The organism is Peribacillus sp. NPDC101480 (genome assembly GCF_050277335.1).
In the GTDB taxonomy this organism is placed as follows: domain Bacteria; phylum Bacillota; class Bacilli; order Bacillales; family DSM-1321; genus Peribacillus.
In genome coordinates this window covers 416,571-431,546 of sequence record NZ_JBNNSB010000005.1, presented here as the reverse complement: position 1 = coordinate 431,546, position 14,976 = coordinate 416,571, and the positions used below count along the sequence as shown (strand labels likewise).

Genomic DNA, 14,976 nt, shown 5'->3' with positions numbered 1-14,976 from the left:
TTTGTGTATATAATGAAGCACTTTGCAAATCCAACAAAAAAGGAGACATATTCATGCTGAAAACTAGTGGATTAGTCAATTTATCTGAACTGAAAATGTATGTAAACGGTGAATGGACTGCAGCACATAACCGAGAAACTTTACCAGTAACAAATCCATCAACAGGGAAAGTGGTGGCAAGGATTCCAAATGGGGGACGCCAAGAAACACATGCGGCCATTGCAGCTGCTGAGGAAGCGTTTAAATCCTGGTCAAAACTGACGGCACAGGAGCGCAGTAAATATCTAAAGAAATTGCATGACCTTATGCATGAATATAAAGATGAATTAGCAGAAATCATGAGTATGGAAATGGGCAAGCCCTTAACGGAAGCCCGGGGCGAAGTGGATTTTGCTGCAAGCTACCTGGAATGGTTTGCTGAAGAAGGCCGCCGGATTTATGGGGAAACGATCCCTGCTTCTGCTGTAAATAAACGGCTATCGGTGATTCGCCAGCCGATTGGAGTGGTTGCTTCCATTACCCCTTGGAATTTCCCTTTGGCCATGATGACGCGGAAAGTGGGACCTGCCATGGCCGCTGGATGTACAGTCATTGTCAAGCCTGCAAAACAATCTCCTATTAGTGCGTTAGCGTTTGGTAAATTGGTGGAAATGGCGGGAGTGCCTGCTGGAGTGGTAAGTATCGTAACAGGGAGTGCCGGACCTATCTCGGATGAAATTTTTGAAAACCCGGTAGTAAGGAAAATTTCTTTTACCGGATCTACTGAAGTAGGCAAATTGTTGGTTACCAAGTCAGCCCCGCAGCTCAAGAGACTTTCCCTTGAGCTTGGAGGGCACGCGCCGTTCATCGTCTTTGAGGATGCTGATTTGGAAGCCGCAGCAGCTGGTGCCGTTGCAAGCAAATTCAGGAACACCGGACAAACGTGCGTATGCGCCAATCGCATTTACGTCCACCGTTCTGTCATCGATAAATTCTCTGCACTTTTTGTTGAAAAGGTACAAGCTCTAAAAGTCGGAAATAGCATCGATCCAACGGTTGAAGTCGGTCCTCTTGTAAGCAGTGATGGCCTGGAAAAGGTAGAGGAACATGTACAAGATGCCCTGGCAAAAGGTGCCAGCCTTCTTTGTGGCGGAAAAAGAGTTGAAGGGGAATTGGCTGATGGATTATTCTATGAACCGACCGTTCTAGGTGGAGTGAACAAGGATATGCTCATCACATACCAGGAAACATTTGGACCGGTCGCGCCAATCATTCCGTTTGATACAGAAGAAGAGGTGATCGAGCATGCCAACAATACAGAGTACGGGCTGGCCGCTTATTTTTACACACAGAATATAAGCAGGGGAGTCAGGGTATCCGAAGCTCTGGAGTTTGGCATCATCGGCTACAACGACGCCATTCCCACCGTTGCACAAGCCCCATTTGGCGGCATGAAAGAAAGCGGCATGGGGAGGGAAGGTGGCCATCAAGGCCTTGAAGAATATTTAGAAGAAAAATATATATCGATGGGTTTTTAAAATAGGGCAAGAAAAGGCTTAAGGTGAAGTAGAATCCTTAAGCCTTTCCTTATTTACCTCATAAAAAGTCTAAATTCAAACACACGCTCCCCGTTGATTAACAAACCTCAGTTACAGAACCTAAGGCTAGGTTGCTTTACATCCTAAGACAAATAAAAAATATCCTGAAATTTTGAATTGGTAACGTGCAAATTCGCTTAATTGTGACAAAGGAAGGTGCAAAGATGAATGTTTCAGATATAAAATTGACAAGTTTACCGAAGAGTTTATAGATAAAGGTAATTTAGAAAAGACTTTGTGGAAATAATTGAAACAGAACCGGAACTTGATTCAAATGTATTAACGGAGAAAGAGGATTTTACTATGATGCAGAAGAAGAGAAAATATTAGACCCATATGGATGCGATCATCCCTAACTTGATAAGCCTTTCCTGTTTGCTATAATTACCCTGTTCGTAAACGTACACTTAACGGCAGTTGCTGCAGAAACAGTAATTCCATTACCGGTTCCTTTAGTTGTTAATACAAGTCCAGTACGACAAATATTTGCATTTATACCGCTAGTTTTAGTGGGTTGGCGAATAAACTTTTTACTATTTCTATTTCGATATGGTATCCAGAGGGATTTGACTTTTCCAAGATAGGATTAGATTTGTTTGGGAAAGTAGATCTTGCGACAGTAACAGGTATTTGGTCTGTCGAACTAGCTCTAGTATTAGGTATTATTGCAACAGTTGCATACGATTGGGGACGTGTTACAACGAGGTTTCAACAAGGCATTAATGCCAGTATTGGTGGAGCGTTACTAGCAGCTATGAATACTGCTTCTGAATTTGGTGGGGTCATTGCTTCATTACCAGGATTCGCAACTGTACGTGATGGTATTTCACACACTTTTACGAATCCACTTGTAAATGGGGCCGTTACAACAAACGAGTTATCTGGTATTACTGGTTCTTCGTCTGGTGGAATGGGAATTGCGCTTAGTGCGATGGGAGATAAGTATATACAAGCTATTAATCAATATAATATTCCTCCCGATGTAATGCACCATGTCATAGCGATAGCATCAAGCGGGATGGATTCGTTACCTCATAACGGCGCTGTTATTACCTTACTTGCGGTTACAGGCTTAACACACAAACAATCATATGGAGATATCTTTGTGATTACAATTTTTAAGACACTAGCAGCATTTGTAATTATTTTAGTCTACAGCTCAACTGGATTAGTCTAATAATAAAAAGGAATTAGAAGACCATGATAAATTGTACTTAAAGTAACGATATTTTACTTCAATACTAGAAGCTGATTAGCAGCTCTTTTTTGTATGAAAACAAATAAGCCCTCCATAATCAAATTTTTGAATTAGGAATGGAAACGTTGCCATCCCTTTATGATTGAGGAGAACTTGCTGTTTGTCACCCGCCTATGAATGACATTTCGATTTTATCCTGTTTTTTCACTGTTCCCGCTGACCGCTCATCCGAATAGCGGTCGTCCCTCTGGTTCCAAAGTGAAATGATGAAGCAAGTCAATTCTTCATCTGACATCTTGGAACGGAGCAATGACTTTAAGTCATGCCCCTTTCCATTAAACAGGCATGTATATAAACTTCCGTTAGCAGAAAGACGAGCACGAGTGCAACTGGAACAAAAAGACTCAGACATGGATGTTATAAACCCCAATTCGGTTGTAGTTCCCTTATACCGGAAGCGTTTTGCCACTTCTCCAAAATAATCTTCTTCAACTGGTTCAAGATCGAATTTTGCTTGGAGAATCTCGAGTAACTCTTTTTTTGTAAGTACATTCTTCATCTGCCAGCCATTTGTATGTCCGACGTCCATGAATTCTATATAGCGTAATTGAATACCTTCTTCTCTACAAAATTGTGCCATTGGAAGTATTTGGGATTGATTGATTTCTTTTTTCACTACCATATTCACTTTAACTCCAAGGCCTGCTTCTTTGGCAGCAGCTATACCTTCTATGACAGGCTTTATCCCTATACCCCTGCCGTTCATCTGCTTAAAAAGTTCATCATCCAGGCTATCTAAACTGATATTCACCCTCTTTAATCCCGCTGATTTCAAATTCCCGGCTTGTTTTTTCAGAAAAACACCATTTGTAGTCAAACCGATATCTTCTATACCTTCAATTTTGACGAGCTTTGAAATAAGAGTTGTAAGGTCTTTCCGCAGTAAAGGTTCCCCGCCTGTCAATCTTAGTTTTATAACTCCCAAGCTTGCAAATATTTTAGAAAGCCTTACGATTTCCTTAAATGACAAGAGCTCACTTTTAGGCAAAAATTGAAAATTATCATGAAAAATTTCAGCAGGCATACAATACTGGCAGCGAAAGTTACACCGATCTATGACGGAAATCCTTAAATCCCTTAGTGGTCTGTCCAATGAATCTTTTATATGACGGTTCACTTAACCACTCCCAGCCCAAAGTATTAGAAAAAACAGATCATAAAAAGTGGCGCCATGGTCTAAAGCTTTTTGGCGTTCACTTTCAGTTAAAGAGCCCATGAATAGTTTTCTACTTCCAAAAAGGTTATTAATGTATATGCATCTAACATCAAATAATTAAGAGTATCAGTAAAATTTTTAACAGATTCCTCAAACTCTTTGCTTCTTTGCTTATTCTTAGCCCTTTTAAAACACTCATTAACTTCAATTGTTTAGGTTTTCTGACAGACCACTGGAAGTTAATGGACTAGCTTAAGGTAATCAAAGATACATCAGAAGGACCCCATCAAGATGGGGCCATTTTACCGTTTAAAAAGGGAGAAAAAACACTTTACTCTGGGAAATAATTAGAGAAGTGGGGACAGTCCCCCATTATGGCAGCATGTAAATGGTGTTGTGCGGTGGCTGTTCCAGTTTTGATTGTCGGAGGCGTCCTTCTTGTACAAGTTCCTGCAATCCTTTTTCGATATGGGAGATGGAGGTTTCTAGGAGGTCTGCAACTTTCACCGTAGAGATGCTCATGTATTTTGGTTTCTTTGATGAGGACATGATCATTGATTGAACTAGTTGTAAAAGAATTTCTTTTTCCATAGCTTCGGTTCGCCTGCCTTCAGTTAAATTTCTTTATATATGTAGACTCGATTCGCTATCAACAAATCATCTTATAAACTTGCCAAAAAAGAAAGGATTAATACACAGAGGCTTTAGAATAATTTTTAAGGCTGTAAAAATATAATTTATTTTATTCATATCCTTTTTGGGAATACTAGGATGAATCAACAGCATTTGCTGGTGTATGGCTTAATTTATAAAATAATTCAGCTTAACGGCAGCAAGATAGGAGGAATCACATGTCTGACCATTCTTTTTCCATCCGAATCAACGAAAAGGAATTAACAGCACAGCCAGGTCAAACGATATTGCAAGTCGCCCAAAGTCATGAATTGTACATTCCAAGCATTTGTTATCATCCCGATCTGGGGACAATCCAAACCTGTGATACATGTTTTGTGCAGGTGGGTGGGGAATTAGTCCGTGCTTGCTCGACAAAGGCTGTTCCAGGTTTGACGGTTGATACAATGTCAAAGTCTGTTAAGGATGCCCAGTATGAAGCGATGTCACGGATCCTAGAAAATCATGAACTGTATTGTACTGTTTGTGATAATAATAACGGCAATTGTACCGTCCATAATACTGCTGAATACCTAGAGATTGAGCATCAGAAATATGAATTTAGAGAAAAACCCTACCCTCCGGATAATTCCCATCCATTCTATAGGTATGAACCGGATCAATGTATTTTGTGCGGCCGGTGTGTTGAAGCCTGTCAGGATTTACAGGTCAATGAAACCTTAGCGATTGATTGGGGAAGAGAAAGACCAAGGGTTATCTGGGATAATGATGTTCCAATCGATGAGTCTTCTTGTGTATCCTGTGGACACTGTGTGAACGTGTGTCCTTGTAACGCTTTAATGGAGAAATCCATGCTCGGTGAAGCAGGCTTCTTAACAAAGCTGCCGGCTCCAATTTTAGAGCCTATGGTTGATTTAATTAAAGAAGTGGAGCCTGGATATAAAGAAATTTTTGCGATATCAGAAGTGGAAGCTGCCATGAGGAAAGCACGGATTAAGAGGACTAAGACGGTTTGTACATATTGCGGTGTTGGCTGCAGCTTTGAAGTATGGACAAAGGACAGGCAGATTTTAAAAATCGAGCCTACCCATGAAGCTCCCGTTAACGGCATTTCAACCTGTGTTAAAGGAAAATGGGGCTGGGATTTTGTTAACAGTGACCAGCGCTTAACCAAGCCTTTAATTCGTAAAAACGGAGAGTTTGAAGAAGCAACCTGGGATGAAGCGTTAAATCTGATTTCAAGTAAGCTTACGGAAATAAAGGAAGAGCATGGCTCGGAGTCCATTGGAGTGATCGCTTCTTCCAAGTGCTCCAATGAAGAAAACTTCTTGGCGCAAAAATTTGCACGTGCGGTTATCGGAACAAACAATATCGACAACTGCTCTAGATACTGCCAATCTCCGGCTACTGCAGGGCTCTTAAGGACAGTAGGGTTGGGAGGCGATTCTGGAACTATCCAGGATATTGAAACTACAGACTTGGTTATTGTAATTGGAGCAAATCCAGCAGAATCACATCCAGTCCTCGCTACACGCGTAAAACGGGCTCATAAGCTATTTGGACAAAAATTAATAGTAGCTGATATAAGAGAGCATGAGCTAGCACAGCGTGCGGATTTCCTCATGCATCCTAAGCCTAGTTCTGATTTAATCTGGATTTCTGCCGTAACGAAATACATCATCGATCAAGGTTGGCATGATAAAGAGTTCCTGGCAAATCGTGTATCAGGCGTAGAAGGGTATATTAAAACACTGGATAAATTCACCTTAAGCTACGCAGAAGAGATGACAGGACTTTCGCAGGAGGAATTAATCAAGGCAGCTACAATGATTCATGAAGCTAATTCAGCCTGTATCCTCTGGGCTATGGGAATTACCCAGCATTCCGGCGCTACAGACGCAAGCACAGCCATTTCGAATTTATTGCTGATTACGGGAAATTATGGCCGTCCAGGTACAGGTGCCTATCCGTTAAGAGGCCACAATAACGTACAGGGAGCCTGTGATTTCGGTACAATGCCATCATGGTTTCCAGGTTATGAGCCAGTCGGAAATGCCGAGGTTAGAGAAAAGTATGAAAAAGCATGGGGTGTTGAAATTCCAAAAGATCCTGGAATGGACAACCACCACATGGTAGAGGCCATCCACAAAGGAAAATTAAAATCCCTGTATCTATTTGGAGAAGAAATGGGGCTTGTGGATGCAAACTCGAACCATGTTCAGAGTGCATTTGAAAAATTAGATTTCTTTGTCGTACAGGACATTTTCTTCTCAAAAACTGCTCAATTTGCCGATGTTGTATTACCGGCATCGCCTTCACTAGAAAAAGATGGGACATTTGTAAATACGGAACGTCGCATTCAAAGGTTCTATAAAGTGTTTGATCCTCTGGGCGAATCGAAACCTGACTGGCAGATTTTCCAGGAAGTGGCCAACCGGATGGGTGCCAATTGGAATTATTCGCATCCAAGTGAAATTATGGATGAAGCAGCTAGTCTTGCTGTCCTATTTGCCGGTGTGAGCTATGACCGTCTTGAAGGCTTTAACAGCCAGGTTTGGCCGGTTCATAAAGATGGAACGGACACACCTCTATTATATGAAGACAAATTTGCCTTTGCGGATGGAAAGGCAAGGCTGTTCGCTGTTGACTGGACTCCTCCATATATGGCAGGAGAAGAATATGATCTCCATTTAAACAATGGGCGTTTACTTGAGCACTTCCATGAAGGAAATATGACGTACCGGACAGAAGGACTTATCCATAAGGTACCTGGCACATGGCTCGAAGTATCGCACGAATTGGCGGAGGAACGCAATCTCAGTGACGGTACATTAGTTAGATTAAGTTCACCATATGGACAGGTTAAAGTAAGGACGCTTGTTACGGACCGGGTGAAAGGCAAGGAAATTTACCTCACGATGAACAGCTTTGAGGACGATGAAGCAGTCAATTACCTGACAAGCAGCTATCATGATCTAGTTACACATACTCCTGCATATAAGGAAATTGGTGTTAAAATGGAGATTTTAGAAGCAACGGGTGAACCGCCATTGCCTAAGCATAACCACCGATTCGGCAACAGGAATCCGCAGATCAGCGTTCGAGTAGAGGAAAAATGGCAGCGTGACGATTTTCAAGCGATAGAAGAGTTATTTGGAAATGGGGGGGAAGCAAATGGCGAAAGCAATCAGGCAAATTAATAAACATGTGCCAAATACGATGGAAGAACAAGCTCAGTCAATCGGGGAAATATTAAAAGCCCTTGCTGATAACAAAGAAGGGATTCTTTCCGCACTCGCTATTTTAAAGAATCTGCAGGAAATCGGGATTCTCGATGCGCTTCATGCCATTTTGGAAAATCGTACAGACGTCGGGGTTATTGCCATGCAGCAAGTTAACCAGCCTGGTATGCATAACACGATCAAAAATGCCATTTACCTTTTCAATTTCATGGGCACCTTAAAACCGGACCAGCTGCAATCTATGCTGGGCGGTGTTACAAAAGGCCTTGACCATATGGGCGAAAGCATCAAAAACCATGAAAAACACAGCTTATGGAAATTAGGTAAAAGCTTGAGAGATCCAGAAATCAAAGCGGCGATGACAACCATGGTTGAATTCCTTCATGGCATGGGTGAATCATTTACACAGCATCCTTCACAGGAACTTCATCCAGAAGGAGGACAAGGGTAATGGAAGAACAAGGTGTTATCAAGATTCATGGACCGCTATCGGAAAAAGATTCCGACGAAATCATTCGGTCATTAAACGATGTATGGGGCATTCTCCGGGCGGATGTAAATAAAGAAAGCGGAGAAGCAAGAATTGGCTATGATAAAAATGCCGCTTCATTCCAGGATTTTCAACAGGCCATCAGAGACTCAGGCTATGATATAAAAACGGAAAACCAAAAATCACCTCATTTAGAGGAGGAAGATTATGCAGATTTGTGAATTATGCGGCAGTGAGCAGGAAATGGAAACCGAAGAAACAGAATCAGAAAGAACCAGAATTCTTCATATCTGTGAAAACTGCCAGAACGACAGAGCGTTCAACTATTTTGACAATTAAAAGAAGACGTGAGAAAAGGGAATCCGATTATGGAATTCCCTTTTTTTATAGCTTGCAAGGCGGAGCCAGCAATTAGAAACACAACGATTTACGACTTTCTTTTACTTTCTGATAAGCACTTACAGCGCTCCAATTTTTTCTCGCAGTACAAAAGAAGGTGTCTTTCAGCTATGGATTCCGTTGGGTTTTATATTAGGTTTCTTTTACTTGTTTCGCAGTAAAAGAAACCATCCATCTAAAATGAAAGCGTGTATTTTAGGACCTTGCATAGCCTTATATCAGTTAATTCTTCAATATGTTAGGTAGTTTTGGTATTCCACTAACGGGTGCTTTTGCTGAAGATCTGAGCTGTCTTTAAGGCAGCTAGTAGAATGAAAAAATAATTCCCCTAATACACCGAGTGGTGCAAACTGTTGATACGTCAATGTTTATAGAGGGAGGTTAGTTTAACTAGGAAACAGTTCATTTAAAGTTATAATCATAAAAAATTAGGGGGGGTAGGTTGGATTGTCTTTCAAAGAAAAGCGAAGTATTACTTGATGAAGAAATTGAAAAGCAGGAATTTGTTAAAATAAAAATTCAATTTACAAAAAGGAATGTTATATTTATGCCCTATTCAATTATTATGCGAAATTGCACATGTAGCAAGAAGCGGATTCTACAAATGGTTAAAACGTAAAATATCCGCTTCTGAAAAGCAACTGGATGATGAAGAGATTAAGAAAAAAATTATAGGATGCTAAAATAAACTCAAAGGAATCTATGGGTATCGAAGGGGAAAAGGTATGGCTGGATTAAACCTACGGTTTAAACCTGAACCACAAGCGTGTCCAGCGTCTTATGCGGGAGCTAGGGTTAAAGTCTTGATTCGGAAAAGGAAACCTTATTACGGGAAGAGAGAAGCATATGTCATTTCTAAAAACCTTCTTAATAGGGATTTTCATGCATCCAGATCTAAGGAGAAATGGGTGACTGACATTACATATTTGATTTTTAATACACAGAGACTTTTCCTATCCGCCATGAGACCTCTTTAACAATGAAATCATTTCTTATCAAGTCAGCCGGAGAAACGACTTAAAACAAAACTTGTAATAGATAACAATAAAAAAAAGCAAAGAAAAAACGGAATGTTAAAGGAATTCTTCTGCATTGCGACCAGGGGTACCAATAAACTTCCCACCAATACAATAACCTATTTAAAAAAATATAAAATGCAATCCAGTATGTCAAGAAAGGGAAACTGCTGGGATAACGCTTGTATGGAGAATTTCTTCAGCCACTTTAAATCGGAGTGTTTCTATATGAACTCTTCCGGTACCTCTGAAGAGGTTCGAGGTGCTGTAAGTATGTATATTCGATTCTATAACCATCATCGCTTCCAGAAAAATTAAACAACCTGAGTCCATATCAATATAGAACTCAGGTTGTTTAATTGGTCTTTTTTATTTCTGTCTATTTGACTGGGGTCACTCCACAATACAGAGATCATCTTCTTTAGGCTGCCTAATCCCTTTTTTTAAAATGTCCTTTACAAAGGGTACACTTTACAACTAGCCTACTTCTTAACCAATAGACAAGAAGAGGCGATCGCTTCTCAATTAAGGATTAGTTGACCATAATCCCGAAGTCTTTACTAGGACTCTTGGATGAAGCTTTAACCCGGCTACAAGCAGCTCTGCTAAATCCTCTGATTGCATAACATTTTCAGGATTTCCACTAATAAGATTGGTTTCAATGGCCAAATCAGTTGCAACTGTACTTGGTGTTAAAGCCGTTACACGGATATTATGCTTTCTTACCTCTAGCATGAGTGATTCCGTTAGTCCTAAAACAGCAAATTTAGAAGCGCTGTAAGCACTTGTAACAGGTGCTCCTTTTTGGCCCGCAGTTGAGGAGATATTCACAATATCTCCTGATTTTCTTTCAATCATCTCAGGTAAAACGGCTCTTGTTACATTATATACACCCATCAAGTTTACTTGGATGATGTTTTCCCATTCTTCAGGAGTTAAATCAAGAAAACCTCCAAATTTAGCTATACCTGCATTGTTGATTAAAATATCAATAGAACCTAGGTCTGATTTGATGTGTTCAACAGCTTGATGAACTGCTTCAAGATTGGCTACATCTGCTGTTGCTGCTGAAACGTTCACATCATATTGCTCTAGTTCCGCAGTTACCTTTTCAAGATTTGACATCGTTAATCCAATCAATCCTAAATGAACTCCTTCTTTTGCTAAAGCAATCGCAGTAGCACGCCCGATTCCTCTGCCTGCCCCAGTAATTAAAGCAGTTTTTCCTTTTAATGAAATCATGCTATCATTCCTTTTAAAAATATTTTAGAATAATTGTTAATAATAACAAAATAATGTTTTAAAGACTAACCAAAAGACCGCAAAGTTTCTTTAATATGTCTGCGGTCTTTTGGTTATTACATTCTTAGGACTATGTTTTATTCAAGATTGGCATGTCTGCCATACATCTTATTGGTATCTAATCCCTTTTTCTCCATGAATCTCAAGATGACGGCATCATAAAAAAGTAAAAGGGTCTGCTCAAATAGTGAGCCCATTGGTTGGATGGTTTTATAATCGCCCTCTGATTGGTCTTTCGGGGATCCAGGCAATTTAATGGTGATATCTGCGAACTGTCCAATAGTGGAATCAGGGAATATCGTGACAGTTGCAATTTTACCACCAATGCTTTTTGCTTTTTCAGCCATGGAGACTAAGCTTTTTGTTTCCCCGGATCCGGATCCGATGATTAAGATATCCTCTTTTTCAAAGTTGGGAGTTACAGTATCACCGATTACATAAGAATCAATTCCCATATGCATCATCCGCATGGCGAAGGATTTGGCCATGAATCCTGATCTGCCTGCACCGGCGACAAAAACCTTTTTCGATTCAAGTATCCCGTTGACGAGTTTTTCAGCTTCTTCATCTGCGATTAAGTCAGCTGAATGATTAAGCTCTTTTAAGATTTCTGCTAAATACTGAGTAGTCTGCATCTTAGGATTAACCTGCTGTAACCGTTTGTTCTTTAATCATTTGTTGCATTTTGGCAGCAGCTGCTTTTTTATCAGCTTGTCCAGTAATCCCGCCGCCTACAATAACAAGGTCTGGATTTACTTTAATGACTTCTGGAAGTGTTTCTAATTTAATGCCGCCGGCGATGGCCGTTTTAGCATTTTTAACCACACTTTTGATAGTTTGTAGATCTTCAAAAGAATTTTTTCCGACTGCTTGAAGATCGTAGCCAGTGTGGACACAAATATAATCCACGCCCATAGTATCCACTTCTTTAGCACGTCCAGCAAGGTCTTTTACCGCAATCATATCGACAAGGACTTTTTTACCTTGTTTTTTCGCTTCTTCTACAGCACCTTTAATCGACATATCTTCAGCCGTTCCAAGAATAGTGATGATATCAGCACCTGCTTCGGAAGCTTTCATCACTTCATAACCAGCAGCATCCATAATTTTCAGGTCTGCTAATACTTTTAAGTTAGGGAATGCTTCTTTTACTGCCTTTACCGCATGGAGACCTTCGTTGATCACAACTGGTGTTCCGATTTCTACGATATCAATATGCTCCTCTACTTCTTTTACCAATTCGATTGCTTCTGGAATGTTGACTAAATCTAATGCTAATTGTAATTCCATCTATGCTTCACTCCTCATAATTTTTTAATTTTGTTGCACAGTAGTAGTAATGCCCATTGTTCACTTTCATTTCTCCTGGCAACCGTAACTAATGCTCTTTTTAACAATGGTACAGTGTTAGTATAATGTGTATATTGAAAGTGTGAAAGTACGCACTTTTTTTTTACATAGTGTTAAAAAGTATACTATGAGTTATTCTATATAGAAGTGGAGGTGAAACAAATGTCACGTATGCAGGACAAAATGTTTAACTGTGAAAAAGAATTAACGCTTTATGTTATTGGCGGTAAATGGAAAATGCTGATTTTGTGGCATTTAGGAAAAGAGGGAACGAAGCGATTTGGTGAGTTGAAGGCTCTTATGCCGGGCATTACTCAACGAATGCTTGTTAACCAATTACGCGAGCTAGAAGAAGACCTCATTGTTGAACGAAAAGTCTATCCTGTTGTTCCGCCAAAAGTAGAATATTCATTGACCGAACAAGGAAAAAGCTTAATGCCAATACTCGATTCCATGTATGAATGGGGTAAAAACTATATGGAGAATGTGATGGATACTCCTGCCAATAAAAGTGCGTCTATTAAATAGCAATCATTCTAAAAAGAGGGGATTAAAAACCACAAGTAGACTTTTAATAAGTCAAGACTTGTGGTTTTTTTATTTGCAATGATCCAGTTCATAAAGGAAATAAAGGTGTACATTCTGGAAAAAGGTAAATAATATTCCTGTGTTGTAAAGGATTTTAGCTGAACTATTTTATAGTAAGGAATCAAGAATAATACATATTTTCAGGTGAGATGATGAAAAAATTTGTTGAGTATGTTTTTTTTACTTTGGGGGCGTCAATCGTTGCTATGGGATTAGAAACGATGTTAGCACCAAACGGGCTAGTAGATGGTGGTGTAACAGCGTTATCGATTATGGGCAATGCTTTTTGGGGAATCCCAATTTATGTTGTATTTTTCGGCTTAAATATTCCTATCTTAATTTTTACAGCTAAAGAAGTGGGTAAAACCTTTGTCATTAGAACTCTATAGAAGTATCTGTAGAGGATATGAAAAAAATCTACATCGCGGCTTACAACGGAGATAAAATCAACTTCTAATGAAGATAATCACAGCATGGCACAGAAATGAATATTTTTACTTCTGTTTTGTCATTGAAAGGAGGTGAATGAGCATGAGTAAAAAATTGCTACACTTATAACAAACCTATTTGAAGATGTGGAGTACATTGGACCAGCACAAGCCTTTAAAGAAGCTGGTCATGAAGTTATCACGATTGACAAACAATCAGGTAACCAAAACTGGTAAAAAAGGCACAACCGTAAAAATTGATAAATCCATTGATGAAGTTCATCCTGCAGACTTTGATGCGTTGCTTATCCCTGGTGGATTCTCTCCCGATTTATTGCGTGAAGACGATCGTTTTGGTGAATTTGCAAAAGCATTTATACAAGATGGAAAACCTGTTTTTGCTATTTGTCATGGACCACAAGTGTTAATCGATACAGACCTTTTAAAAGGTGTCGACATCACTGGCTATAAATCCATTCGCAACGATTTGAAAAATGCTGGTGCAAATTTTAAAGACGAAGAAGTTGTCATCAGCAAAAATATTGTAACAGGTCGAGAACCAAAAGATATTCCAGCATTTAATCGTGAATCACTTAAACTTTTAGCTAAATAATGCTGATGTAAAAACGTAAATATTTCTGACTTGCGGATTCTTTAATCAGAATCCACAAGTTGGTTAAACAAACGTATGAATAAAGGAGGAATTGCGTTGTCATTAAAAGGAAAAAGAGTGGTTGTTTTAGGAGGTACATCTGGTATTGGTTTAGCCGCTGCTAGGGCGTTTATCGATGAATCCGCTCAAGTTATTATTGCTAGCCGTTCTGCTTCAAAATTATCTGACGCAAAAGTGAAGCTTGGTGGTAACGTAGAGGGCTATGAAATCGACTTTCGCAGCGAGGAAAAGGTTGCAGACTTTTTCAAGAAGGTTGGGAAATTTGATCACCTGGTGGTTACTGCAGGTGAAGGCGCCATGGGTCACTTTAGCGAACTGCCTGTTGCAACCGTGAGAGAGGCTTTTGATAGTAAGTTCTGGGGGCAGTATATTTCGGTTCGCGCTGCTCTTCCATACTTGAATAATGAAAGTTCTATTACATTAACTTCTGGTGTATATGGTGTGCGTCCTCCTCAAGGTGCAACGACGCTAGCTTCCATTAATTCAGCAATCGATGGATTAGTACGAGGACTTTCAGTAGATCTGGCACCCATCAGAGTAAACGTAGTATCACCTGGTATCGTTGACACTCCTCTTTACGGCGGAATGCCAGAAGATCAAAGACAAGATATGTACCATGGGATTGCTAAGCAATTACCTGTCGGACGTGTTGCTCAACCTAGAGATATTGCTGAAACCTATGTTTACCTAGTGAAAAATGGGTTTACAACTGGCACATCGGTTCTTATTGATGGAGGAGCTCATCTGATCTAATCCATTTGATATCAAAGTCGATTGATAAATTGATTTAGAATAGATGAGGATGACTCAAAGTGTCAGACACTTATAGGCCATCCTCACTTATTTGTTTTTTGCACAGACGGA

The 14,976-nt window shown here is 39.9% G+C and carries 12 protein-coding genes and 4 pseudogenes; 11 read left to right on the top strand and 5 right to left on the bottom strand.

The annotated features are described in order from the left end of the window. Positions 1–53: 53 nt before the first annotated feature. Entirely contained in the window at positions 54–1,517 is a 1,464-nt protein-coding gene (locus ACQKMF_RS19185) for an NAD-dependent succinate-semialdehyde dehydrogenase (RefSeq protein ID WP_402937438.1), read from the top strand. 524 nt (positions 1,518–2,041) lie between these two features. Then, positions 2,042–2,754, top strand: a pseudogene (locus ACQKMF_RS19180) (GntP family permease); the annotation flags it as partial. Between the two features lie 184 nt (positions 2,755–2,938). Here the strand turns inward: ACQKMF_RS19180 and moaA are convergent. Further along, a complete protein-coding gene (gene moaA, locus ACQKMF_RS19175) occupies positions 2,939–3,952 on the bottom strand; it encodes a GTP 3',8-cyclase MoaA (RefSeq protein WP_402937436.1) in 1,014 nt (337 codons plus the stop codon). Positions 3,953–4,363: 411 nt separating this feature from the next. Then, positions 4,364–4,582: a hypothetical protein gene (locus ACQKMF_RS19170; RefSeq protein WP_048683094.1), complete on the bottom strand. Its 219-nt coding sequence runs from the start codon at positions 4,580–4,582 to the stop codon at positions 4,364–4,366. Between the two features lie 260 nt (positions 4,583–4,842). Here ACQKMF_RS19170 and fdhF point away from each other — a divergent pair, with 260 nt between their 5' ends. From fdhF to ACQKMF_RS19145, 5 genes and pseudogenes are all read left to right on the top strand, one after another. Next, the gene (gene fdhF / locus ACQKMF_RS19165) at positions 4,843–7,824 is read left to right on the top strand and encodes a formate dehydrogenase subunit alpha (protein ID WP_402937433.1); all 2,982 of its coding nucleotides are present in this window, start codon (positions 4,843–4,845) and stop codon (positions 7,822–7,824) included. Then, positions 7,799–8,317, top strand: coding sequence for a DUF1641 domain-containing protein (locus ACQKMF_RS19160; RefSeq protein WP_063575957.1), 519 nt, complete (start codon positions 7,799–7,801; stop codon positions 8,315–8,317). Before fdhF ends, ACQKMF_RS19160 begins: the two co-directional genes overlap by 26 nt. After that, entirely contained in the window at positions 8,317–8,577 is a 261-nt protein-coding gene (locus ACQKMF_RS19155; protein WP_402937431.1) for a heavy-metal-associated domain-containing protein, read from the top strand. The genes ACQKMF_RS19160 and ACQKMF_RS19155 overlap by 1 nt, the downstream gene beginning before the upstream one ends. A gap of 922 nt (positions 8,578–9,499) precedes the next feature. After that, positions 9,500–9,562: pseudogene (locus tag ACQKMF_RS19150) on the top strand (IS3 family transposase); the annotation flags it as partial. 263 nt (positions 9,563–9,825) lie between these two features. Continuing rightward, positions 9,826–10,089 (top strand): integrase core domain-containing protein, encoded by a 264-nt coding sequence (locus ACQKMF_RS19145; protein ID WP_402937429.1) that lies wholly within the window; start codon positions 9,826–9,828, stop codon positions 10,087–10,089. Positions 10,090–10,296: 207 nt separating this feature from the next. Here the strand turns inward: ACQKMF_RS19145 and ACQKMF_RS19140 are convergent, their stop codons facing one another. The 3 genes from ACQKMF_RS19140 to hxlA all read right to left on the bottom strand — a co-directional run bounded on the left by ACQKMF_RS19140 (position 10,297) and on the right by hxlA (position 12,363). After that, the gene (locus ACQKMF_RS19140) at positions 10,297–11,013 is read right to left on the bottom strand and encodes a 3-ketoacyl-ACP reductase (protein ID WP_402937427.1); all 717 of its coding nucleotides are present in this window, start codon (positions 11,011–11,013) and stop codon (positions 10,297–10,299) included. A 137-nt stretch (positions 11,014–11,150) separates the two neighbouring features. Beyond that, entirely contained in the window at positions 11,151–11,708 is a 558-nt protein-coding gene (gene hxlB / locus ACQKMF_RS19135) for a 6-phospho-3-hexuloisomerase (RefSeq protein WP_402937425.1), read from the bottom strand. A gap of 7 nt (positions 11,709–11,715) precedes the next feature. Then, complete coding sequence (gene hxlA / locus ACQKMF_RS19130; RefSeq protein WP_048883203.1) at positions 11,716–12,363, bottom strand: 3-hexulose-6-phosphate synthase; 648 nt, start codon at positions 12,361–12,363, stop codon at positions 11,716–11,718. 222 nt (positions 12,364–12,585) lie between these two features. On the opposite strand from hxlA, the gene ACQKMF_RS19125 reads away from it, so the two are divergent. The 4 genes and pseudogenes from ACQKMF_RS19125 (at position 12,586) to ACQKMF_RS19110 (ending at position 14,865) form a co-directional block, all read left to right on the top strand. Then, positions 12,586–12,951 carry a winged helix-turn-helix transcriptional regulator gene (locus ACQKMF_RS19125; RefSeq protein ID WP_056519732.1) on the top strand — a complete coding sequence of 122 codons (366 nt, stop codon included), beginning with the start codon at positions 12,586–12,588 and terminating at the stop codon, positions 12,949–12,951. 212 nt (positions 12,952–13,163) lie between these two features. Beyond that, positions 13,164–13,394: pseudogene (locus ACQKMF_RS19120) on the top strand (YitT family protein); the annotation flags it as partial. 159 nt (positions 13,395–13,553) lie between these two features. Then, a pseudogene (locus ACQKMF_RS19115) lies at positions 13,554–14,052 on the top strand (type 1 glutamine amidotransferase domain-containing protein). A 96-nt stretch (positions 14,053–14,148) separates the two neighbouring features. Beyond that, positions 14,149–14,865: an SDR family oxidoreductase gene (locus ACQKMF_RS19110; RefSeq protein ID WP_402937422.1), complete on the top strand. Its 717-nt coding sequence runs from the start codon at positions 14,149–14,151 to the stop codon at positions 14,863–14,865. Positions 14,866–14,976 lie beyond the last annotated feature (111 nt).

Bases quoted from the DNA above. Each gene is read 5' to 3' on its own strand.
- ACQKMF_RS19185 (WP_402937438.1), top strand. From the start codon at position 54: ATGCTGAAAACTAGTGGATTAGTCAATTTATCTGAACTGAAAATGTAT.
- ACQKMF_RS19170 (WP_048683094.1), bottom strand. From the start codon at position 4,582: ATGGAAAAAGAAATTCTTTTACAACTAGTTCAATCAATGATCATGTCC.
- fdhF (WP_402937433.1), top strand. From the start codon at position 4,843: ATGTCTGACCATTCTTTTTCCATCCGAATCAACGAAAAGGAATTAACA.
- ACQKMF_RS19160 (WP_063575957.1), top strand. From the start codon at position 7,799: ATGGCGAAAGCAATCAGGCAAATTAATAAACATGTGCCAAATACGATG.
- ACQKMF_RS19155 (WP_402937431.1), top strand. From the start codon at position 8,317: ATGGAAGAACAAGGTGTTATCAAGATTCATGGACCGCTATCGGAAAAA.
- ACQKMF_RS19145 (WP_402937429.1), top strand. From the start codon at position 9,826: ATGTTAAAGGAATTCTTCTGCATTGCGACCAGGGGTACCAATAAACTT.
- ACQKMF_RS19140 (WP_402937427.1), bottom strand. From the start codon at position 11,013: ATGATTTCATTAAAAGGAAAAACTGCTTTAATTACTGGGGCAGGCAGA.
- hxlB (WP_402937425.1), bottom strand. From the start codon at position 11,708: ATGCAGACTACTCAGTATTTAGCAGAAATCTTAAAAGAGCTTAATCAT.
- hxlA (WP_048883203.1), bottom strand. From the start codon at position 12,363: ATGGAATTACAATTAGCATTAGATTTAGTCAACATTCCAGAAGCAATC.
- ACQKMF_RS19125 (WP_056519732.1), top strand. From the start codon at position 12,586: ATGTCACGTATGCAGGACAAAATGTTTAACTGTGAAAAAGAATTAACG.